A 21974-nucleotide genomic window follows, 5' to 3' on the forward strand; every position below is an offset into this window, starting at 1 on the left:
TTGGCTAGTCTGCCGCCCCATGAGCGCGAGTCCCGACTTCATCGAGTTCGTCCAGGAGCTGTTCGCCCCGCTGGGTGGCATTGCAGTCCGCCGCATGTTCGGCGGGGCGGGGATATACAGCCGTGGCGTGATGTTCGGTCTGGTGGATGACGATACGATCTACCTGAAGGCCGACGCCGAGAGCCAGAAGGCCTACCAGGACAAGGGCTGTGAGCCCTTCGTCTATGACGGCAAGGGCAAGCCGGTGCAGATGAGCTACTGGAAGATGCCGGCCGAGCTGGTCGATGATGCCGAACAGGCGGTGGAGTGGGCGAAGACCGCCCTGGAAGTCGCGCGTGCGGCCAAGACTGCCGTGCCGCCGCCCTCGCGCCGGGTCGTCGGCGCCGCGCGCCGCTGGCGCTAGGCCTTTGCCGCTGCCGCGCCGGGCAGCGTTTCACCTTTCACCATGCGGGCGAGGCCACGGAACACCGCCATGACGGTGCCGTCCGCATCCGTCACTGTCATATCGTAGATGCTGCTGCGGCCCGAGGCCGATTTCAGTTCCGCCTTCGCCGTCAGCACCGTGCCGACCGGCACCGGCCGCAAAAAGGTGATGTCGCATTGCTGCGCCACCGTCGCCGCGTTGAAGGAATTGCAGGCATAGCCGAAGGCTGAGTCCGCCAGCGTGAAGATCATGCCGCCATGGCAGGTGCCGTGGCTGTTCACCATGTCGGGCCGTACGGTCATGCGCAGCGTGCAGCCGCCGGGCGCCATCGCCAGCAGCTCGACGCCGAGCCGCTGGGCCGCGAGATCGCGCTCATGCGCCACCTTGCCGATAGCATCGGCCAGCTCCTGCGGCGTCATCGTCACTTGCCGGTAAACTTGGCCGCGCGCTTCTGCAGGAAGGCCATCACGCCCTCGATGAAGTCGCGGCTGCGGCCGGCGATCACCTGGGATTCGCGCTCGGCTTCCAGCTGCGCATCGAGGCCGTTGCTGGCCGACTGGCGGATCAGCTTACGGATCTGGCCCAGGCCGATGGTGGGGCCCGAAGCGAATTTCTGCGCCACCTTGCGGGCTTCATCCATCAGGGCGGCATCGTCGACGCATTTCCACACCAGGCCCCAGGCGGCCGCCGTCTCGGCCGGCAGCGGTTCGCCCAGCATGGTGAGGCCGAGCGCACGGGCCGAGCCGACCAGCCGCGGCAGGAAATAGGTGCTGCCGGCATCGGGCACCAGGCCGATATTGGCAAACGCCTGCAGGAAGCTGGCCGATTTCGCCGCGATGACGATATCGCCGGTCAGCGCCAGGCTCATGCCGGCGCCGGCGGCCGGGCCGTTGACGGCGCAGACCACCGGCATGCGGAAGCCGGCGAGCTTGCGGATCACCGGGTGATAGTTCTGATGCAGCGCCTGGCCCAGATCGGGCGGACCGCCATCCTTCATGAGGTCGCCGCTGGCCAAGTCCGCACCGGAGCAGAAGCCGCGGCCGGCACCGGTGAGCAGCAGGCAGCGGATCGCGGCATCGGCCTCGATCTCGGCGAGCGCCTGGCCCAGTTCGACCATCAGGTCGGTGCTGAGCGCGTTCAGCCGTTCGGGGCGGTTGAGGGTGACCGTGGCGATACCATCGGCCTTCTCGACAATGAGCGTGGTCCAAGCCATGCGTTTCTCTCCCTTGATGGAGGCAACGCTAGCCGATTTGTCAGGAGCGGAGAACCGTCTCGGTTAGACTGGAGGTTTCCGTTGCGGCAAGCACACGGTTGCGGCCGTGGTTCTTGGCGTTGTAGAGCGCGCCATCGGCGCGCTGCACAAAGGCGCTGAGCGCTTCGCCCACCCGGTATTCGGCGACGCCGGCCGAAATGGTGATGCGGCCAAGCTCTTCGCCCGAGGCGCGCTTGACCAGTTTGCGGGTGGCAATCAGCGCGCGGATATTGTCGCCCAGCTTGACGGCCTGGTCGGCGCGGGTGCGCGGCAGCAGCAGGGCGAATTCCTCGCCGCCATAGCGCGCGGCCAGGTCCTGGCCCTTCACATTGTCGCTGAGCGTGCGGGCCACCAGTTGCAGCACGGTGTCGCCGGTCTGGTGGCCATGGCGGTCGTTGAACAGCTTGAAATGATCGATATCGAGCAGCATCAGGCAGAGCGGCTCGTGACTGTCCTGCGCCGCCTTGGTGAACAGCGTCAGGGTCTGTTCGAAATTCTTGCGGTTGGCCAGACCGGTGAGGCTGTCCGACAGCGCCTCGCGGCGGGCCTGCTCGAAATGCTCGCGCAGCTGCTGCACCTCGGCCGTCGTCTCGGCCAGGCGGTCCTCCAGCGACTGGTTGCGCTCCTGCATGCTGCGGGTTTCCTGCAGCATGGCGCCGACCAGCGAGCCGAAGGCCGGGCCGTTGCCGTGGCTGTCGAGCTTGTCGGAGAAATCTTCCAGCTTCTCGCCGTAGGAGCGGGTGTCTTCCTCGGCGGCGCCGACAAAGCTGCGCAGTTCTTCCATCGCCTGCTGCAGTTTTTCGGTGGTGTCGCGCGAAGCCCGCAGCATGCGCGCCGGATTGAGGAATTCCTCGTAGAGCTGCAGCGTGGTGTCGGGCGTGAACGGCTTGCTGGAGGCCAGCAGCGCATCGATGGCGCGGCTCAGGGCCGGGTCACGGCCAGCGTGGTATTCGTACCAGATGGTGAAGTTGATCGGGGTCGGCGCGATGCCGAACCGCGTCATGCTGGTCACCGCCGCGTGGGCGAGTTCCGCTGCATGATGCAGGTCGTCGTGATACATGACCGCTCCCCTCGGGCGGCGGGCCGGTATCCCCCGATCACGGCCCCGCGCGGCGCCTACTTTGCTGCGGCTGGCCCCCGGTGTCCATGGGGCCAAAGATGAAATTCAGATGCCGAGATAGCGGTGCTGGATATCGGGGGCGGCCTTCAGTTCGGCCGAATTGCCCTGCCAGACCACGCGGCCCTTTTCGATCACGTAATGCCGGTCGGCCAGCCGGGTCAGGGCCTGCACGTTCTTATCCACAACCAGGATGGCCTGGCCGGCCTGTTTCAGGCGCTCCAGGCAATGCCAGATTTCCAGGCGGATCAGCGGTGCGAGGCCTTCGGTCGCCTCGTCCAGGATCAGCAGATGCGGATTGGTCATCAGGGCCCGGCCGACGGCCAGCATCTGCTGCTCGCCCCCCGAGAGCTGGTTGCCCATGTTATTCACCCGCTCGGCGAGACGGGGGAACAGCTCGACCACGCGCTCGTAATGCCAGGGATTGCTGGTGCCACTGCGGTTGGCGGCTGTGGCGATCAGATTCTCTTTCACCGACAGGTTGGGGAAAATCTGACGGCCTTCCGGCACCAGGCCAACACCGATCTTGGCGACGCGGTAGGAGGGCAGGCCGCGGATTTCGTCGTTGCGGAAGCGGATATGGCCGCGTGCGGCCGGCGTCATGCCCATGATCGAGCGGATGGTGGTGGACTTGCCCATGCCGTTACGGCCCATGAGCGTGACCACTTCGCCGGCCCTGATGCTGAGCGACATGCCGAACAGCACCTGGCTGCGGCCGTAGAAGGTGTCGATGGCGTCGACGGTGAGCAGGTCGGTCATCACACAGCCTCCGCTTCGTCGCCGAGATAGGCCTGGCGCACCTGTTCGTTGCGGCGGATCTCGTCGGGCGTGCCGGTGGCGATGCCATGGCCGTAGACCAGCACGGTGATGCGGTCGGCCAGGGCAAAGACGGCGTCCATGTCGTGTTCGATCAGCAGCATGGTGACGCTGCCTTTGATGCGGCCCAGCATGGTGACCATGCGGGCGGAATCCTCCGGGCCCATGCCGGCCATCGGCTCATCCAGCAGCAGCAGCTTCGGCCGCGTGGCCAGCGCCATGGCGATTTCCAGCTGGCGATGTTCGCCGTGGCTCAGCACGCTGGCGATGACATCGGCGCGATGGGCCAGGCCGACCTGCTCCAGCGCCGCCATGGCGGGGTCGCGCAAACTGCGATCGGCGCGGGCGGCGGCCCAGAAGCGGAAGGAATGGCCATCATGGGCCTGCACGGCGAGCGCGACGTTATCGAGCGCGGTGAAGTTCGGGAAGATCGAGGTGATCTGGAACGAGCGGGCGATGCCGAGTGCCGAGCGCAGATGCACCGGCAGCGCGGTGATGTCGCGGCCCATGAAATGGATGGTGCCGGCATCGGGTCGCAGTTCGCCGATCAGCTGGCCGATCATCGTGGTCTTGCCGGCGCCGTTGGGGCCGATCACCGCATGGATTTCGCCAGCGCGGATATCGAGCGAAAGATTGTCGGTCGCGGTCAATCCGCCGAAGCGCTTGACCAGACCATCTACTTTGAGAACAGGGACTTTCAGCATGGGCTCAGTCATGGCCGTGGCCCTCCGCCGCCGCGGCATCGCCACGCTGGCGCTGCTCCCACCAGATCGACAGGGCGAGCAGGCCGAGCGCGCCGGCAAAGATCAGCGCCGGCACCAGCCAGTCGCGCTCATAGACCAGATGAATGCCATAGACGATGTAGAACAGGCCCAAGCCGGCCATCAGCTTGCCGGTCTGGCCGCGCAGGATGGCGCCATCGATGCCGCCGCGGGCGAAGATCACCACCAGCACCAGGATCGGACCGAAGACGATCTTCCAGAATTCGGTCCAGCTCGAGAGGATTTCTTCCAGCAACAGGAAGGCCACGGTGCCGAACAGCGGGCCGAACAGGCTGCCCATGCCGCCCAGCACCACCATGACAATGAGATCGCCGGAGCGGCTCCAGTGCATCATCGCCGGGCTGATGAAATTGGTGAAGGTGGCGGTCAGCACGCCGGCGAGGCCGCAGACCATGCCGGCGATGATGAAGGCGGTGAGGCGATAGCGATGCACCGGGAAACCGATGGTGGCCATGCGGCGGTCGTTCGACTTGGCGCCCTGCAGCACCATGCCGAAGCGCGAATTCACCGCGCGATGGCAGAGATAGATGGTGACGGCCAGCAGCAGCCAGCAGAGATAATAGAAGCTCGGCTTGTGGTTGAGGTCGATCAGGCCGCCGAAATCCGAGCGCTTCATAATGGTCAGGCCATCGTCGCCGCCATAGGCGAAGGCGCCGTTGCCGATGTAGTAGACCAGCTGGGCCAGCGCCAGCGTGATCATGATGAAGAAGATGCCCTTGGTGCGCAGCGACAGCAGGCCGATGAGGGCCGCGGCGATGCCGCTGATGACAATCGCCAGCGGCCACTGGATCCAGGCGGCATGCACGCCATGGAAGGCGAGGATGCCGACGGTATAGCCGCCGATGCCGATATAGGCGGCATGGCCGAAGCTGACCAGGCCGCCATAGCCCAGGATCAGGTTCAGGCTGACCGCCGCGATCGCCATGATGACGATGCGGGTGAAGAGCGTCAGCAGGAAGGGATCGTCGAAGACAACGGCAAAGACCGGCACGAGGCCGAGGAATGCCAGGACGATCAGGCCGACCAGGGTGGTGATGTTGCGCGATGTGCTGGGGCTCGGCTGAGCAGCGGGTACGGACACGGACAAAGCTCCTCAGCGGCCGGGTGCGGGGAACAGGCCCGCGGGACGCAACACCAGAACGGCAGCCATCAGGATGTAGATCAGCATGGAGGACAGCGCGGTCGCCAGCGTGCCGGCTTCCGAAGGATTGAGGACGGTGCCCAGGATATTGGGCAGGAAGGCGCGCCCTATGGTGTCGATGATGCCGATGGCGATGGCGGCGATGAAGGCGCCGCGGATCGAGCCGATGCCGCCGATCACGATCACCACCAGGGCCAGGATCAGGATGTTGTCGCCCATGCCGATCTGCACGGTGGTGACCGGACCGGCCATCAGGCCGGCCAGCGCCGCCAGCGCCGAACCGAGGCCGAAGACCAGGGTGAACAGCAGTTTGATGTCGACGCCGAGCGCGCCGACCATTTCGCGGTTGGAGGCGCCGGCGCGGATCAGCATGCCGAGCCGCGTGCGCTGAACCAGCACATAGAGGAAGAGGGCGCAGAGCAAGCCGACGACGATGATGAGGAAGCGGTAGGACGGATAGGGCAGGCCGGGCAGCACCATGATCTGGCCGCTGAGCCATTCGGGCAGGGCGATGGTCATGCCGCCGACGCCGAACATCAGGCGGGCCAGTTCATTGAAGAACAGGATCAGGCCGAAGGTGGCCAGCACCTGGTCGAGATGGTCGCGGGTGTAAAGCGTACGCAGCGCCACCACTTCGACGGCGATGCCGAGCAGGGCGCCGGCCGGCAAGGCGAGCAGCGCGCCGAGGAAGAAGTTGCCGGTCCATTGTGTGAAGACCGCGGCGAAATAGGCGCCCATCATATAGAGCGAGCCATGCGCCAGGTTCACCAGGTCCATGATGCCGAAGACCAGGGTGAGGCCGGCGGCCAGCAGGAACAGCAGCAGGCCGATTTGCAGGCCGTTCAGGAATTGCTCGAACAGAAGCATCATGATTTAGGGGCACTCATCGAAAAGACGGATGCGCCGCGCTTGCACGCGGCGCATCCAGGGCTGGTTTACATCTTGCACTTGGCGGCATGCGGATCCTGATGCGCGGTCAGCACGGTGCTGACGGTGCGCAGGTCGTATTCCGTGTCGCTGACCTTGAAGGCTTCCTGCTGGTAGACGTTCTGGATCGGGAAGTTGTTGTTGCCGAACCTGAACGCGCCGCGCACGGAGTCGAACTTCGCCGCCTTGAGCGCCGCGCCGACCGCTTTCTTGTCCTTCAGGTTGCCCTTGGTGGCGGCCACGGCAGAAGCGATCAGGTTGGCGGCGTCATAGGCCTGGGCGCCGTAGAAGGCCGGCGTCTCCTTGTACTTCTTCTTGTAATCGGTGACGAACTTCTGGTTCGCCGCATAGGGCAGATCGGTGCCCCAGGTGGACGTCAGATAGGTGTCGAGCACCAGGTCCTTCTGCAGCTTCAGCGTGACGGCATCGATGGTGAAGGCCGAATAGACCGGGATGTCCTTCTTCAGGCCGGCCTGGCTGTACTGCTGATAGAACTGCACGCCGGCGCGGCCGGGGAAGAAGATGTAGACGGCTTCCGGCTTGGCCGCGCGGATCTTGGAAATCTCGCCCGAGAAGTCGAGCTGGTCGGGCCACTTGGTCATGTCCTGGCCGACCACTTCGCCCTTGTAGAGCGACTTCACGCCGTTGGTGCCGTCGACACCGGCGGCATAGTTCGGCGCCACCATATAGAGCTTCTTGATGCCCTTCTGGTTCAGCAGCTCACCCACAGCCATGTGGTTCTGGTCGTTCTGCCAGGAGGCGGCGAAGAAATAGGGACTGCAGCCTTCGCCGGCGAGCTGCGACGGACCGGCATTGGCACTGATCAGGAAGGTCTCGGAGTCGATCACCGGCTTGTAGGAGGCCAGCAGCACGTTCGACCAGATATAGCCGGCGACGAAATCGACCTTGTCGCGCTGTAGCAGCTTCTCGGTCTTCTGCTTGCCGACTTCCGGCTTCTGCTCGTCGTCTTCGTAGATCACCTCGACCGGCACGCCGCCCATCTTGCGACCCATATGGTCGAGCGCCAGTTCGAAGGCATTCTTCATGTCCTGGCCGTAGGCCGCGTTGGGGCCCGACAGCGTGGTGACGTAACCGATCTTGATCTTCTTGGCGGCCTGGGCGGCGGCATCATGGGCCATGAATGGCAGGGCCGTGAGCGCAGTGGCGAGGACGGCAAGACTTTTAAAGCTGAAACGCATCGTTCGTGTCTCCTTGAGTGACATGCCTGCGGACCGGCCCATCTTGCGATGCACCGCCGCTACACAGCGTCTGTGTTGCAAGCCCTTGGGAGCCCCCCGTTGAGATATTTTAAGCATCAAATACTCTGCGAGGCAATCAAACAGTCTCAGAAAACCCGGATGCAAAACGGGGCGCCGGAGGAATCCGACGCCCCGCCGATTTGCAGGTCAAATGCCGCTTATTTCATCGCGCATTTGGCAGCGTAGGGGTCAGTCAGATCGGTGTAGACCGTGCTGACCGTGCGGATGTCATACTCGGTCTCCGAGACCTTGTAGACTTCCTGCTGGTAGATGTTGTGGATCGGGAAGTGGTTCTTGCCGAAGCGCATCGGACCACGCACCGAATCGAACTTGGCGGCTTCGAGCGCCTTGCGCACGGCATCCTTGTCGGAAACCTTGCCCTTGGTGGCGACCACGGCCGAGTTGATCAGGTTGATGGTGTCGTAGGACTGCGCGCCGTAGAAGGTCGGCGTGTCCTTGTGCTTCTTCTTGTACTCACCGACGAACTTCTGGTTGGCGGCATAGGGCAGATCCGAAGCCCACCAGAGCGTCTGGTAGGTATCCAGCGTCAGATCCTTCTGCAGCTTCAGCGTGACGGAGTCGACCGTGAAGGTGGAGTAGAGCGGGATGTCCTTCTTCAGACCGGCCTGGCTGTACTGCTGGAAGAACTGCACGCCGGCGCGGCCGGGGAAGAAGACGAAGACGGCGCCGGGCTTGGCAGCGCGGATCTTCGAGATTTCCGCCGAGAAGTCGAGCTGGTCAGGCCACTTGGTCATGTCCTGGCCAACCACCTGGCCCTTGAAGGTGGACTTCACGCCATTGGCCATGTCCTGGCCGGCAGCGTAGTTGGGCGCCACGATATAGAGGCTCTTCACGCCCTTCTGGTTCAGCACTTCGCCGGCGGCCATGGTGTTCTGGTCGTTCTGCCAGGAGGCGGCGAAGAAATTCTTGTGGCACTGCTCACCGGCCAGCGGCGAGGGACCGGCATTGGCGCTGATCAGGAAGGTGCCTTCATCGACCACCGACTTGTAGGAGGCGAGCAGGACGTTCGACCAGATGTAACCGGCGACGAAGTCGACCTTGTCGCGCTGCATCAGCTTTTCGGTCTTCTGCTTGCCGACTTCCGGCTTCTGCTCGTCATCTTCATAGATGACCTCGACCGGGATGCCGCCCATCTTGCCGCCAAGGTGAGCGAGCGCCAGCTCGACGCTGTTCTTCATGTCCACGCCATAGGCGGCGTTGGGACCCGACAGCGTGGTGACGAAGCCGATCTTGATTTTCTTGGCCTGGGCTGCCGCCGGCTGGGCAACAAACGGCACTGCCGCGAGCGCCAGTGCGCTGGTCAGCCGAAGTGCGGTCGACATCTTCATAATGAGCTCCTCTCCCTGCGCGGTGCCGGTTGATCCGGCCCGCGGCTCCTCTGTTATGGCCCCTGCCGCAACGTCATGCGGCGCATGCCCCTGTACGCACAGCTTACTCTACGCTTGCACGATGCGTCCAAACCGACCTTCAAGCCGAGCGGGCGCACCGGTACTCTTGTGTTGCTGCGGGGGAGTGGCGGTCCGGCCGGGGCTGCCCGGTGCGAAAACCGCACGATCTCTGCCTCGCGGCGCTTCCTCGTATTCCTTATATGACAGGTACTATAGTGCCGGTTTTGATCGCCGCAAGCACTATCGTGCATACTCGATATTGTCCCGTCACTGCCTGCAACCATAAGCAATCCCGGCTGCCCGCCAATGGACGGAGAGGAGGGAAACTTGCACTTTTCCCCCGTCGTCCGGCGGCTCAGCCCTGCTTGCGCAGCACGAAGCGCTGGACCTTGCCGCTTTCGGTGCGCGGCAGGGCATCGATGAATTCCACGGCGCGCGGATATTTGTAGGGCGCGATCTCGGCCTTGACGAAATCCTGGAGCGCCTTGGCCGTATCGGGTGCGGCCTTGTCCTTTTCGCGCAGGACCACATAGGCCTTCACCACCTGGCCGCGCTCGCCATCGGGGGCGCCGACCACGGCGCAGTCCTGCACCAGCGGATGCAGCAGCAGCACGGATTCCACTTCCGGACCGGAGATGTTGTAGCCGGCCGAAATGATCATGTCGTCGGCCCGGGCCTGGTACCAGTAATACCCGTCCTCGTCGCACATATAAGCGTCGCCGGTGAAGTTCCAGCCATTCTGCACATAGGTGGTCTGGCGTTCCGGGTTGTCGAGATAACGGCAGCCGACCGGACCGCGAATGGCCAGTCGGCCCACGGTGCCGGGTGGCACCGGTTTGCCATCCTTGTCGAAGATCGCGGCTTCGTAACCCGGGATCGGCTTGCCGGTGGCACCGGGACGGATGCCGTCGCCTTCGGAGGTGATGAAGATATGCAGGATCTCGGTGCCGCCCAGGCCGTCGATCAGCTTGACCCCGCTGGCTTCATACCAGCCCTGATAGGTGGCGAGCGGCAGGGTCTCGCCGGCAGAGACGCCTTTTTTCAGCGAGGAGATGTCGTAGTTCTTCGCCATGTCGGTCATGGCGCGATAGGCGGTCGGCGCGGTGAACAGGATCGTCACCTTCTTGGCCTGAATGGTCTCCAGCATCTTTTGCGGATTGTACTGTTCGACCAGCACCGTGCTGGCGCCCACATGCATGGGGAAGGTGACCAGCGCGCCGAGCCCGAAGGTGAAGGCCAGCGGCGGGCTGCCGGTGAAGATATCGTCTTTCGTGGGACGCAGCAGATAGCGGTTGAAGGTGTCGCAGATCGCCATCACGTCGCGGTGAAAATGCATGCAGCCCTTGGCCGGCCCGGTGGTGCCGGAGGTGAAGGCGATCAGGCAGACATCATCCCAGGCGGTGTCGAGTGTCTCGAAGCTGGCCGGCTTGCCCGCCATGCGGGCTTCGAGCGAGTCCGGCGCGCCTTCGTTGTAAAAATAACAGACGCGTTTGAGGGTCTTCGACTCCTTGAGGGTCGTCTCCATCTCGTCGCGCAGGCGCCAGTCGCAGATCGCCAGGTCGATCTCGGCCTTCTCGGTCATGAAGGTGAGTTCGCGCCAGCGGTAGAGCGGCATGGTGGCGACGGCGACGGCGCCAACCTTCATCACCGCGAACCAGCAGGCGACATACATGGGATTGTTGGGCGAGCGCAGCAGCACGCGATTTCCGGGTTTTACGCCGAGGTCCTGCACCAGCACATGGGCGATGCGGTTGGCGGTCTCCAGCAGCTGCCGGTAGGTCCAGACTTCATCGTTGTAGTGGATCACCGGGCGGTCGCCGTGGATCGCCGCCTGCTTGTCGAGCAGCTCGCGGGCGCAGTTCATGCGCTTTGGATAGGCTTTCAGTTCCGGCAGCGTGTCCCACAACATCACCGGCCACTGATCCTGTGGCGGCAGATGATCACGCGGGAAGGTGTCGATATGGGCTGATGGCTCAAAGTTATGCATGGCGAACCTCGGACGAAGGCAAAGCAGGTTCGGCGATCGGGACGGGGAGGTCGATACGCACCGCATCTGACGGCGGTGTTGCACGGCCGGCGGCATCATGGCCGCGGACGTAATAGGTGTAGCGCAGGCCGCCAAGCACCACCTTGTCGGCATGCTTGGTGGATTTCACCGCTTCGGTGACATGGGCATCGCCATCGTCCTCGGCGCGGTAGATATTGTAGCCGGCGATCTGTTCGCTGCCGGCCACCGCCTTGTTCCAGGTCAGCTTGATCTGGCCCTTCTCGACGGTGGCAGCCAGACCGGCACCGCCTTCGGGCCAGTGCGGCGCATTGCCGTCGGTGACATCGGGCGGCGCCTGCATCAGGCCCTTGGGCCAGAGGAAGCAGGTCACTTCCTTGAACTTCTCGTCGAGCTGCTTGCAGACGTTGCAGTAGATGCAGCGCACGATCTGGTCGTTGCGCTTTTCCTCGATCTTCTTGACCCAGTCCGGATCGGCCAGCAGCTGGCGCGCCATGCCGATCATATCGGCCTGGCCGCTGTTCAGAAGATGCTCCGCCTCGCTCGGGGCACTGATCTTGCCAACCGAGATCACCGGCACGGTGTAGCCTTTTGAATTGATGAACTGCTTGATGCCGGCGGCCAGATGGGCGTGCGGCAGCGGCGGATACCAGTCGCCAGGCATGCAGCGGTCGCCCGAATAGCCCGTGTAAGGATAGAGCGGCTGGCCTTCGCGATGCACGGCATCCTCGAACTTGCCGCCAACCGAGAGCGAGATGTAATCGACGCCGAGCTGCGCCATGCGCAGAGCGATCAGCTTGGCGTCCTCGACGGTGTAGCCTTCCTTGATGGCTTCTTCTGCCAGGAAGCGCACGCCTACGGTCCAGTCGTGACCGACATGCCGGCGCACGCTCTGCATGACGCGGCCGAACATGGCCAGCCGTCCTTCCAGAGTGCGGCCGTCGTAGTCGTCGCGGCGCGGGTTGCGGCGCGAGAGGAAGGAGGAGAGCGTATAGGCATGGGCCGAATGCAGCTCGACGCCGTCATAGCCGGCGGTGCGGACGCGGGCGGCGGCCCGGCCGAACTCCTCAATGATGCGCTCGATGTCGTCTTCGCTGAGACTATCGATGGTCTGGCGCCAGCCGGAGCGCGCCACTTTCAGGAAGTGGATGATCTGCGGCACGACCTTGCTGTCGGAGGCGCTGTGCACCTGATCGACCAGGTCGCGATGGCCGGGAATGAATTCGTCATCCGAAATCCGCAGGAGCGGACCCGACTTGTTGCTGTGCACGGCGGTCGCTTCGACAACGATGAGTCCCACATGGCCCTGGGCGTAGCGCACATAGCGGTCGATGATCGGCTGGTTGACGTAGCCATCCTCGCCCGAGAGCCGCGTCACCATGGCCGGCACGGCGATGCGGTTGGGCAGCGTCACGCCATTGAGCTTGAGCGGTTCGAGAATCTTCATGGCTGGCCATCCTCGCTGGCGAAGGCCGCATAGGTCTGGCCGGCGATCACCAGCTTGTTGATCTCGGTGGTGCCTTCATAGATGCGGAGCGCGCGGACTTCGCGATACAGGCTTTCCACCATGGTACCGCGTTTGACGCCAAGCCCACCCCAGAGCTGCACGGCGGAATCGACCACGCGCTGAGCCGCTTCGGTGGCATACATCTTGGCCATCGAGGCTTCGCGCGTGACACGCGCCGCGCCCATATCCTTGGTCCAGGCGGCGCGATAGATCAGCAGGGCCGAGGCATCGATCTCGGTGGCCATGTCGGCGATCCTGGCCTGGGTGAGCTGGTAATCCGCCAGCTTCTGGTCGAAGACCTTGCGCTCATGCACGCGGCGGAGCGCCTCGTCGAGCGCGCGCCTTGCAAAACCGAGTGCGGCGGCGCCGACGGTGGAGCGGAAGACATCGAGATTGCTCATGGCGATCTTGAAGCCTTCGCCGGGCTTGCCGATCAGGTTACCGGCAGGGATCACACAATCCTTGAATTCCAGGCGGCCGAGCGGATGCGGCGCGGTGACGTCGATGCGTTCGGGCACGCTGAAGCCCGGCGTGCCGGCTTCCACCACGAAGATGGCGAGGCCTTTGGCGCCCGGCGCGTCGCCCAGGCGGGCAACGACCGTGTACTGGTCGGCGATGCCGCCGTTGGAAATCCAGGTTTTCACGCCGTTCAGCCGATAGCCCTGCCCATCCGGCACGGCCACGGTGCTGACGGCGGCGACATCGGAGCCGGCATCGGGTTCCGACATCGCCAGCGCGGCGATCTTCGTGCCGTTGGCCACACCGGGCAGCCAGCGATTTTTTTGCTCGGCTGTGCCGAACTGGCTGATCGGGCCGGAGCCCAGGCCCTGCATCACGAAGGAGAAATCGGCGAGGCCGTGGTGGTAGGCCAGCGTCTCGCGGGCGATGGCCAGCGAGCGCACTTCCAGTTTGTCATAAGTGCCGCCGCCATCCTTTGGCACGGTCAGGCCGAGGAAGCCGTCCCTGCCGAGCTGCGCGACAAAGCCGCGGCAGACAGCATCGATATCCTCGTTTTCGTCATGATGGCTGGCATGCTGCTTCGCCCAGGCCTGCAGCGATGCGGCCAGCTTGCGATGACGCTCCTCGAAAAACGGCCAGTTCAGATAGCTGGTATCCGCCATCTCAGTTGCCCTCAAAAACGGGTTTCTGCTTGGCGACAAAGGCGTGATAGGCGCGGGCGAAATCCTGCGTCTGCATGCAGATCGCCTGGGCCTGCGCCTCGGCTTCGATGGCGGCATCCAGATCCATCGACCATTCCTGATGCAGGCAGGTCTTGGTGATGCCATGAGCGAAGGTCGGGCCGTCGGCGAGTTCTTTCGCCAGCGCCATCGTATCGGCCAGCATCTGTTCGGGCGCCACCAGGCGGTTGTAGAAGCCCCAGCGCTCGCCTTCCTCGGCGCTCATGCTGCGGCCGGTGAACAGCAGTTCGGCGGCGCGACCCGAGCCGATGATGCGCGGCAGGATGTTGCAGGCACCCATATCGGCGCCGGCGAGGCCGACGCGCACGAAGAGGAAGGCGGTCTTGGTGCGCGGCGTGCCGATACGCAGATCGGAGGCCATGGCCAGGATCGCGCCGGCGCCGGCACAGATGCCGTCGACGGCGGCGATCACCGGCTGCGGGCAATGCTGGATCGCCTTGACCAGGTCGCCGGTCATGCGGGTGAAGGCCAGCAGGCCGGCCATGTCACCGGCCTCTTTCATCTTCACCAGCGGGCCGATGATCTCATGCACATCGCCGCCGGAGCAGAAATTGCCGCCCTCGCCGGTGATGACGACCGTCTTCACGTCGGTGACATAATTCAGGGCGCGGAAGGTATCGCGCAGTTCGGCATAAGACTCGAAGGTGAGGGGATTCTTGCGCTCGGGCCGGTTCAGCGTGACCGTCGCCACCTTGCCATCGACCGACCAGCCGAAATGCTTCGGTTTGAAATCCTTTGCCAGCTGACTCACGGCTTGTCTCCCTCATCCGGCTCGACGGCGTTCTGGTGCACCGACTGCTTCAGCTTGCCCAGCAACTGGAACAGCTGCTGCATGTCCTGACGGCTGAGGCCGCCCATCATGCGGTCGATCCAGTCCTCATGGACCGGCGTCATGGCATCGAAGGCCTTCTTGCCGGCCGGGGTCAGGCTGATATGGCTGGACCGGCGGTCGCGCTGCGACGGGGTGCGCTTGACCAGGCCTTCATCGACCAGACGGTCGGCCAGACCAGTGATATTGCCGTTTGAGACCATCATGCGGGCCGACAGCTCGCTCATGGTCAGGCCGTCGGGTGCACGATCGAGCTGGGCCAGCAGATCGAAGCGGGGCAGGGTGGTGTCGAACTGGGTGCGCAGCGCACCGCGCACATTCTGCTCGATCAGGCTGGAGCAGGTGAGCAGCCGCAGCCAGAGCCGCAACTCCAGCTTGTCGTCGCGGGTGGCCGAGGTTTCCCGGTCATTGGCCGGTGGCGGGACGGTCTGGCGGATTTCACTCATGACATCACTTCTCCCCCGGCAATCGCGATGGCCTGTCCGGTCACGGAGGCAGCTGCATCGCTGGCGAGCCACAGTGCGGCATCGGCCACTTCCTGCGGCTGGATCAGGCGGCCCTGCGGATTGCTTCTGGCCAGTTCGGCCCGCGCGTCTTCGGCGCTGCGACCGGTTTTCTTCACGATGGTTTCAATGGTGGTCGCCGTCATATCGGTGTCGACATAACCGGGGCAGATGGCATTGACGGTGATGCCGCTGGTGGCGAATTCGCGTGCCAGTGCCCGGGTCAGTCCGACCACGCCATGCTTGGCGGCGACGTAGGCGGCGACATAGGCATAGCCGGTCAGGCCCGCGGTCGAGGCGATGTTGATGATGCGGCCGGATTTGCGCGGCAGCATGCCGTCGATGGCGGCGCGGGTGACATGGAAGACGCTGGAAAGATTCACGGCCAGCATCTGGTCCCAATGGGCAGCGGTCATCCTGGCAAAGGCCTGGCTGGCACCGAAGCCGGCATTGTTGACCAGAATATCGATCGGCCCGGCGGCCGCGATGGCCTGCTGCACCATGGTTGTGGCGGCGGCGGCGTCAGTCAGATCGGCGGTGAATGCGGCATGGGCGCCGGCAAGACTGGCGCGGCGCTGGTCCAGCAGCGCGGTGTCGCGTCCCGCCAGGCTGATCCGGGCGCCTTGGCGGGCAAAGCCCTGCGCGACCGCCCAGCCGATGCCGCGGCTGGCGCCGGTCACCAGCACATGCCGGCCGGTAAAATCGCCTGCTGAACCTCTGTCCTGCACTGGCACGGTCAAACCAAGCCTCCCGAGGGCGTCGTTATTATTTTAAGTATAAAATAAATTTGCCGGGGCGACAAGATCACCTTCAGCGGGCATCGCCGAACACGGTGGACTGGTATCCGGAAGGGTGAAGGCGACTTGTCCGGGCAAGTATGGTAAACAAAATACTGAGCGATTCGCCGGGGGACGTCGGACGACTATGGTCAGTGCTAGCTTTACGAGCCGCCCGGTTGTCAGGGCCCTGGCGCTTGTCGCCATCATCGGCGCGCTTGCCGGCTGCTCGGCCTGGAACAGCAGTGGCGGATCCTCGGCTGATTCCGGCAAGGCCGGCAGCGGGCCGCCGACCCAGATTGCCGGCGTGGCGCTGCCGGACGGCTATACGCTGGATTCCAATCGCACGATCATCCTGGGCGAGGGCGACCGCTGGATCGGCCGCCTGTCCTACAGTGTGAATTCCTCGGCCGACCAGATGTTCGATTTCATCCGCCGCGAGATGGGCAATTACGGCTGGACGGAAGTGGCTGTGGTGCGGGCAGAAACCAGCCAGCTGACCTTCCTGTCCGGCGGCGGCGATCGTGTCGCCTCGGTCATGATTGTGCGCTCGACGCTGTATGGCTCGAAGGTCGATATGACCGTGGCGCCGTCAACAGGCAGCACGGTGACCACGGCGCCGCGGGCCGCAGGCAGCCGCCGCTAGTTTCGTTTAGTTGAACGCTTTGAAGGTGATCAGGGTGAAGGTGTCCTTCACGCCGGTGATCGTCTGCAGCTTGTTGACGACGAAATGGCCGATGTCCTGGCCATCGGACAGGTAGCATTTCATCATCAGGTCATACTGGCCCGAGATCGAATGCACTTCTGAAACCTGTTCCACCTCTTCGACGGCCTTCACGGCAACATCGTAGGCGCGGCCCAGCTCGCACTTCACCATCACGAAAATCGTCTGCATAGCCGGGCTCCGTTCTATCGTCCTGCCGCGACTGTAAACGAACTCCGCGGCAGCCTGCAATCAGCCGGCCGGAGCCGGCGATGGATCAGGAGGCGCGGCGGCTCGGGCGGAGCAGGAAGTCCGGGACATGGTCGCCCATGCCGACAACCGGGGGCTCGCGATCTTCACGATGATCGCGACGGCCGCGGTCATTGCGGTCGCGGTCGTTGCGCTCGCGGCGGGGCTGAACCTGGTCGCGGGCTTCGCGCGGCTGCTCGGCACGCGGTTCCGGACGCGGCTTTTCCGCACGCGGCTGGCGTTCCGGACGCGGTTGACGTTCCTGGCGCGGCTGCTCGGTGCGGGCTTCCTGCTGGGGCTGTTCGGCCTGCGGTTCGGCGGCAACGGCAACGGCCTCCTGCGGCTGCATCGAGGCATCGCTGGTGCGGGGTTCGCGGGTACGATCCCGGCTGCGGGTGCGATCGCCTTCGCGATCACGCCCACGACCGCCGCGACCGCGGCCCTTGCTGCTGCGTTCACCACCGCGTTCGCTGCGCTCTTCGCCGCCACCGGCAGCAATCGCAGCGGCATTCTCTTCCTGGGAAAAGCCATGCAGTTCCATCACCGGAATTTCGCGCTGGATCAGGCGGGTGATAGCCGAGAGATACTTGCCGTCTTCGCCGGCGACCAGCGTGAAGGCGCGGCCGTTCATACCGGCGCGGCCGGTGCGGCCGATGCGATGGACGTAATCTTCCGGATGGGTCGGGACGTCGAAATTGAAGACGTGGGTCAGGCCCTGGACGTCGAGGCCGCGGGCGGCGACGTCGGAGGCGACCAGAATGCCGATCTCGCCCTTCTTGAACTTCTCCAGCGTGGCGGTGCGAACCGACTGGTCCATGTCGCCATGCAGCGGCTGAGCGTCGAAACCGTGACGGGCCAGCGATTTCGCCAGGATATCCACGTCGCGCTTGCGGTTGCAGAAGATGATGGCGTTCTTCACATCTTCGTTGCGGATCAGGGTGCGCAGCGCTTCGCGCTTCAGCTTGTGCGGCACGACGATCTGGAACTGGGCGATCGATTCGGCCGTCGTGGCCTGGCGCGCAACCTCGATTTCCTTCGGGTTGCTCAGGAATTTGTCAGCCAGCTTGCGCATGTCCGCAGCCATGGTGGCCGAGAAGAACAGCGTCTGGCGCAGCGGCGGCAGCATTTTGCCGATCCGCTCGATATCGGGCATGAAGCCCATGTCCAGCATGCGGTCGGCTTCGTCGATGACGAAAATCTGCACGCCGGTCAGCATGACCTTGCCGCGCTCGAAATGGTCGATCAGGCGACCCGGCGTGGCGATCAGCACATCGACGCCGCGATCAAGCAGCTTTTCCTGCTCGGTGTAATTCACGCCGCCGATCAGCAGCGCCATCGAAAGCGGAGAGTTCTTGCCGTATTTGTCGAAGCTCTGGGCGACCTGGTCGGCCAGTTCGCGGGTCGGCTCCAGGATCAGCGCGCGCGGCATGCGGGCGCGGGCGCGGCCACCGGCCAGGATATCGATCAGGGGCAGGGTGAAGCCGGCGGTCTTGCCGGTGCCGGTCTGGGCGGTGCCGAGCACGTCGCGACCCATGAGCACGATCGGAATGGCCTGGGCCTGGATCGGGGTGGGTGTGGTATAACCGGCTTCGGAAACGGCCTTGAGGACAGGCTCGCTCAAGCCTAGATCAGCGAATTCCATGGATTTCCGTATTATCTTGACGGCAGCAGCGCAGATGCGCACCGTCCGCGGGCGGACAAGACCATAGCGGACCCCCTGAGTCAATGCGAATTTGAGCGGCTGGAAACAACAAAATCAATCGGTTATCGTCGCCAGCCCGACATTTTTCCCCCAGCCCATTCCTTGGCGGAGAGCCCCATGAAGTTGATTGATGACATCGTCGCCAACAAGACCCAGTTGACCGCCTGGCGGCAGGACCTGCACATGCATCCCGAGACCGCTTTCGAGGAGCATCGCACATCCGAGTTCGTCGCCAGGACGCTGGAGTCCTTCGGCATGCCGGTGCATCGGGGTCTGGCCAAGACCGGCGTGGTCGGCACGCTGAAGGCCGGTAAGGGCAACCGCGCCATCGGCCTGCGCGCCGACATGGATGCGCTCGACCTGGTCGAGATGAACGACTTCGGCCACAAGTCCAAGCATGAGGGCAAGATGCATGGCTGCGGCCATGACGGCCACACCATCATGCTGCTGGGCGCCGCGCAGTATCTGGCCAAGTCGAAGTCCTTCGACGGCACCGTGCATTTCATCTTCCAGCCGGCCGAGGAAAACGTCGCCGGCGGCAAGGTGATGGTCGATGAAGGCCTTTTCACCAAATTCCCCTGCGAATCCGTGTTCGGCATGCACAACATGCCGGGCATCGATGTGGGTAAGTTCGCCGTGCGAACCGGTCCGATGATGGCGTCGGCCGATATGTTCTGGATCAAGATCAAGGGCGTCGGCGCCCATGGCGCCTACCCGCATCGCGGTGTCGATCCGGTGGTGATCGCCGCTGAAATCGTGCTGGCGCTGCAGAATATCGTGGCGCGCAATGTCGACCCGCTGCAATGCGCGGTGGTCAGCTGCTGCCAGATCCAGGGCGGCCATACCACCAACGTGATTCCTGAAGACGTGATGATCGCCGGCACCACGCGCGCCTTCCTGCCGGAAGTGCAGGATATGATCGAGGCGCGCATGAACCAGATCGTCACCGGCATCGCCGCCGCCCATGGCGCCACCGCCAAGCTGGATTACCAGCGCCGCTATCCGCCGACCATCAATACGGCTGACGAGACGGAGCTGGCTGCCAATGCCGCCGCCATCGTTGTGGGTGGCGAGAATGTGCTGCGCAACGTGAACCCGAGCATGGGGGCGGAAGATTTCGCCTGGATGCTGCGCGAAAAGCCGGGCTCTTATGTCTGGATCGGCAATGGCGCCGGCGAAGAAAGCTGCATGGTTCACAACCCGCGTTACGACTTCAACGACGACGTTCTGCCGATCGGCGCCAGCTACTGGTCCCGCCTGGTCGAAACCATACTGCCAGCTTCATAGCCGGCAGGGCGGAGGCGGGGATGGGCTTCAAGGTCAAGTTCTGGGGTGTTCGCGGCAGTATCGCGACGCCATCCCCGCGTCACATGGTGTTCGGCGGCAATACCTCCTGCGTCGAGCTGAAGATCGGCGACCGCCTGATTATCCTCGATGCCGGCACCGGCATCCGCAATCTCGGTCACTGGCTGCTGAAGCGCAACGTGACGCAGGGCGACATCTTCCTGTCTCACACGCACTGGGATCACATCAACGGCTTCCCGTTCTTCTCGCCGGCCTTCAAGGATGACCGCCATTTCACCATCCATGCCGGTCATCTGAGCGACAAGGGCGGGATCGGCAATGCCCTGCAGTCGCAGATGGCGCAGCCGTTCTTTCCCGTGCCGCTGGACAAGATGGGCGCGCGGATCGAGAGCCTCGATTTCCGCGCCGGCGACAGCTTCAGCCTGGGCGACAATATCCGGGTGCGAACGACGACGCTCAATCATCCGGATGGCGCCACCGGTTACCGGTTCGAATATGGCGGCAAGGCGCTGTGTTATGTCACCGACACCGAACACACGCCCGGCAAGCCGGACCAGAATATCCTCGGTTTGATCGAAGGCGCCGATCTGGTGATCTATGACAGCACCTATACCGACGAGGAATACGAGGATCATGTCGGCTGGGGCCATTCGACCTGGCAGGAAGGCGTGCGGCTGTGTCGCACCGCCGGGGTGAAGGCGCTTGCGATTTTCCATCATGATCCCGATCATGAGGACCAGTTCATGGAAACGCTGGAGGCCGAAGCGCGGCAACTCTGGTCAGGAGCCATGGTGGCGCGTGAAAACATGCGCGTGAATCTGCTGTAGGGGGAACAATGGCGCGGTTGTATCTGGTGCGGCATGCCAAGGCAGCGGCACGATTTGATGAAGACCCCGATCCCGGTCTGTCGGAAGAGGGCAAGGAAGCGGCCGTCGAGCTGGCTCTGGAGCTGGAGTCGCTCGGGCCGATGCCGATCTATACCTCGCCGATGGAGCGGGCGCGCGAAACTGCCATGCCGCTGGCCAATCGCTGGGGCGTGGTGCCGGAGGTCAGTGCGGCCTTTACCGAAATCCCGACGCCCAATGACATTGCAGAAAAAGGGCTGGCCGCGCGCGGCCCATGGCTGCAGCAGATCGCTGCCCAGAAATATCCGGCTCAGCCTCCGATCATCCGCGCCTGGCGCGAGGGCCTGATCGGCATGCTGAAGTCGTGCCGCAGCGACACCATCATCTTCACGCATTTCATGGTGATCAACGCGGCCCTGGGCGCGGCCATGAGCGATGAGCGCGTGGTGGTGCTGAATCCCGACTATTGTTCCTGCACGGTGGTCGAGACCAGTTCACGCGGCCTGGCACTGATCTCGCGTGGCGTGGAAGCGACAACCAAGGTGCTCTGACGCCGAGGTGCTGACGCCGCGCCATTTTACCGCTCCGGCTTGTGCATACGTTGCGACGGGCCGGCAGCGGAAAACCTTGGCCGGATCGCGGCTTCTGGATAAGGTGACGGGCAGCGGCGTTACGCAAGGGTGAGCCAGTATGAATGCCAAACCGGAAATCAAGGCTGAACCCGCTGCGATGCCGGATGGCTATGTGCTGGAAGACCAGGTCGGCCATCTGATCCGTCGTGCCCACCAGCGCCATACCGCCCTCTTTCTGGCCATGATCGGCGACGCCCAGGTGACGCCCACGCAATATGCGGCGCTGGTGAAACTCCATGAGATGGGGGAGCTGTCGCAGAATCATCTCGGCCGTCTGACCGCGATGGATCCTGCCACCATTCAGGGCGTGATCCGTCGTCTCACCGGCCGCAAGCTGATCTCGCATCGTCCGGACAAGAATGACAAACGCCGCCGCTGTCTCAGCCTGACAGCACAGGGCCGCGACCTGGTCGCCCGCCTGCTGAATAATGGCCCGAAGGTCAGCAAGGCCACGCTCGATCCGCTTTCGGCGGCCGAGCAGCAGCAGTTCGTCGCACTGCTCAAACGTCTCACCTAGGGTTTCCGCTTACAAAACCGCGATGTTGCATTGCCGCATTTCAGGGCAGGCGATGCTCATATTTTGACGTTGACT

23 protein-coding genes are annotated in these 21974 nt (G+C 63.9%); 6 read left to right on the forward strand and 17 right to left on the reverse strand.

From position 1 onward, the window contains the following. Positions 1–19: 19 nt before the first annotated feature. Positions 20–403, forward strand: coding sequence for a TfoX/Sxy family protein (locus AC1ROB_RS11035; protein WP_492971123.1), 384 nt, complete (start codon positions 20–22; stop codon positions 401–403). On the opposite strand, the gene paaI is transcribed toward AC1ROB_RS11035, so the two are convergent. The 15 genes from paaI to AC1ROB_RS11110 all read right to left on the reverse strand — a co-directional run bounded on the left by paaI (position 400) and on the right by AC1ROB_RS11110 (position 15904). Further along, positions 400–843: a hydroxyphenylacetyl-CoA thioesterase PaaI gene (gene paaI / locus AC1ROB_RS11040; protein WP_492971122.1), complete on the reverse strand. Its 444-nt coding sequence runs from the start codon at positions 841–843 to the stop codon at positions 400–402. The two genes, AC1ROB_RS11035 and paaI, sit on opposite strands and share 4 nt — an antisense overlap. A gap of 2 nt (positions 844–845) precedes the next feature. Then, complete coding sequence (locus AC1ROB_RS11045) at positions 846–1637, reverse strand: enoyl-CoA hydratase-related protein (RefSeq protein ID WP_492971121.1); 792 nt, start codon at positions 1635–1637, stop codon at positions 846–848. 40 nt (positions 1638–1677) lie between these two features. Continuing rightward, positions 1678–2736, reverse strand: a complete 1059-nt coding sequence (locus tag AC1ROB_RS11050; RefSeq protein ID WP_492971120.1) for a diguanylate cyclase — start codon at positions 2734–2736, stop codon at positions 1678–1680. A gap of 105 nt (positions 2737–2841) precedes the next feature. Continuing rightward, positions 2842–3552: an ABC transporter ATP-binding protein gene (locus tag AC1ROB_RS11055; protein WP_492971119.1), complete on the reverse strand. Its 711-nt coding sequence runs from the start codon at positions 3550–3552 to the stop codon at positions 2842–2844. After that, positions 3552–4325, reverse strand: coding sequence for an ABC transporter ATP-binding protein (locus AC1ROB_RS11060; protein ID WP_492971118.1), 774 nt, complete (start codon positions 4323–4325; stop codon positions 3552–3554). The genes AC1ROB_RS11055 and AC1ROB_RS11060 overlap by 1 nt, the downstream gene beginning before the upstream one ends. Beyond that, the gene (locus AC1ROB_RS11065; protein WP_492971117.1) at positions 4318–5472 is read right to left on the reverse strand and encodes a branched-chain amino acid ABC transporter permease; all 1155 of its coding nucleotides are present in this window, start codon (positions 5470–5472) and stop codon (positions 4318–4320) included. The genes AC1ROB_RS11060 and AC1ROB_RS11065 overlap by 8 nt, the downstream gene beginning before the upstream one ends. A gap of 12 nt (positions 5473–5484) precedes the next feature. Next, positions 5485–6402: a branched-chain amino acid ABC transporter permease gene (locus AC1ROB_RS11070; protein WP_492971116.1), complete on the reverse strand. Its 918-nt coding sequence runs from the start codon at positions 6400–6402 to the stop codon at positions 5485–5487. A gap of 65 nt (positions 6403–6467) precedes the next feature. Next, positions 6468–7658 carry an ABC transporter substrate-binding protein gene (locus tag AC1ROB_RS11075; RefSeq protein ID WP_492971115.1) on the reverse strand — a complete coding sequence of 397 codons (1191 nt, stop codon included), beginning with the start codon at positions 7656–7658 and terminating at the stop codon, positions 6468–6470. A 218-nt stretch (positions 7659–7876) separates the two neighbouring features. Beyond that, positions 7877–9061, reverse strand: a complete 1185-nt coding sequence (locus AC1ROB_RS11080; protein WP_492971114.1) for an ABC transporter substrate-binding protein — start codon at positions 9059–9061, stop codon at positions 7877–7879. 421 nt (positions 9062–9482) lie between these two features. Continuing rightward, entirely contained in the window at positions 9483–11114 is a 1632-nt protein-coding gene (locus tag AC1ROB_RS11085; protein WP_492971113.1) for an AMP-binding protein, read from the reverse strand. Beyond that, the gene (locus AC1ROB_RS11090) at positions 11107–12579 is read right to left on the reverse strand and encodes an oxidoreductase (RefSeq protein WP_492971112.1); all 1473 of its coding nucleotides are present in this window, start codon (positions 12577–12579) and stop codon (positions 11107–11109) included. Before AC1ROB_RS11090 ends, AC1ROB_RS11085 begins: the two co-directional genes overlap by 8 nt. Beyond that, on the reverse strand, positions 12576–13760 hold the full coding sequence (locus tag AC1ROB_RS11095) for an acyl-CoA dehydrogenase family protein (RefSeq protein WP_492971111.1): 1185 nt from the start codon (positions 13758–13760) through the stop codon (positions 12576–12578). Before AC1ROB_RS11095 ends, AC1ROB_RS11090 begins: the two co-directional genes overlap by 4 nt. A gap of 1 nt (position 13761) precedes the next feature. Further along, positions 13762–14589 (reverse strand): enoyl-CoA hydratase family protein, encoded by an 828-nt coding sequence (locus AC1ROB_RS11100; RefSeq protein WP_492971110.1) that lies wholly within the window; start codon positions 14587–14589, stop codon positions 13762–13764. After that, entirely contained in the window at positions 14586–15113 is a 528-nt protein-coding gene (locus AC1ROB_RS11105; protein ID WP_492971109.1) for a MarR family winged helix-turn-helix transcriptional regulator, read from the reverse strand. Before AC1ROB_RS11105 ends, AC1ROB_RS11100 begins: the two co-directional genes overlap by 4 nt. Beyond that, positions 15110–15904 (reverse strand): SDR family NAD(P)-dependent oxidoreductase, encoded by a 795-nt coding sequence (locus AC1ROB_RS11110; protein ID WP_492972202.1) that lies wholly within the window; start codon positions 15902–15904, stop codon positions 15110–15112. The genes AC1ROB_RS11105 and AC1ROB_RS11110 overlap by 4 nt, the downstream gene beginning before the upstream one ends. A 190-nt stretch (positions 15905–16094) precedes the next feature. Between AC1ROB_RS11110 and AC1ROB_RS11115 the strand changes: the two genes are divergently transcribed. Next, positions 16095–16592 (forward strand): hypothetical protein, encoded by a 498-nt coding sequence (locus AC1ROB_RS11115; protein WP_492971108.1) that lies wholly within the window; start codon positions 16095–16097, stop codon positions 16590–16592. Between the two features lie 6 nt (positions 16593–16598). Here AC1ROB_RS11115 and AC1ROB_RS11120 read toward each other — a convergent pair whose 3' ends face one another. Both AC1ROB_RS11120 and AC1ROB_RS11125 read right to left on the reverse strand, forming a co-directional pair. Continuing rightward, the gene (locus AC1ROB_RS11120) at positions 16599–16841 is read right to left on the reverse strand and encodes an Lrp/AsnC ligand binding domain-containing protein (RefSeq protein WP_492971107.1); all 243 of its coding nucleotides are present in this window, start codon (positions 16839–16841) and stop codon (positions 16599–16601) included. Between the two features lie 85 nt (positions 16842–16926). Next, a complete protein-coding gene (locus AC1ROB_RS11125; RefSeq protein ID WP_492971106.1) occupies positions 16927–18519 on the reverse strand; it encodes a DEAD/DEAH box helicase in 1593 nt (530 codons plus the stop codon). 198 nt (positions 18520–18717) lie between these two features. Between AC1ROB_RS11125 and AC1ROB_RS11130 the strand changes: the two genes are divergently transcribed. The 4 genes from AC1ROB_RS11130 (at position 18718) to AC1ROB_RS11145 (ending at position 21899) form a co-directional block, all read left to right on the forward strand. Beyond that, the gene (locus tag AC1ROB_RS11130) at positions 18718–19887 is read left to right on the forward strand and encodes a M20 aminoacylase family protein (protein ID WP_492971105.1); all 1170 of its coding nucleotides are present in this window, start codon (positions 18718–18720) and stop codon (positions 19885–19887) included. 20 nt (positions 19888–19907) lie between these two features. Next, complete coding sequence (locus tag AC1ROB_RS11135) at positions 19908–20732, forward strand: MBL fold metallo-hydrolase (protein ID WP_492971104.1); 825 nt, start codon at positions 19908–19910, stop codon at positions 20730–20732. An 8-nt stretch (positions 20733–20740) separates the two neighbouring features. Then, positions 20741–21301 carry a histidine phosphatase family protein gene (locus tag AC1ROB_RS11140; RefSeq protein WP_492971103.1) on the forward strand — a complete coding sequence of 187 codons (561 nt, stop codon included), beginning with the start codon at positions 20741–20743 and terminating at the stop codon, positions 21299–21301. A gap of 139 nt (positions 21302–21440) precedes the next feature. Beyond that, positions 21441–21899, forward strand: coding sequence for a MarR family winged helix-turn-helix transcriptional regulator (locus AC1ROB_RS11145; protein WP_492971102.1), 459 nt, complete (start codon positions 21441–21443; stop codon positions 21897–21899). The last annotated feature ends 75 nt before the right edge of the window (positions 21900–21974 follow it).

This window comes from Ferrovibrio sp. GW821-FHT12F09, assembly GCF_058806775.1.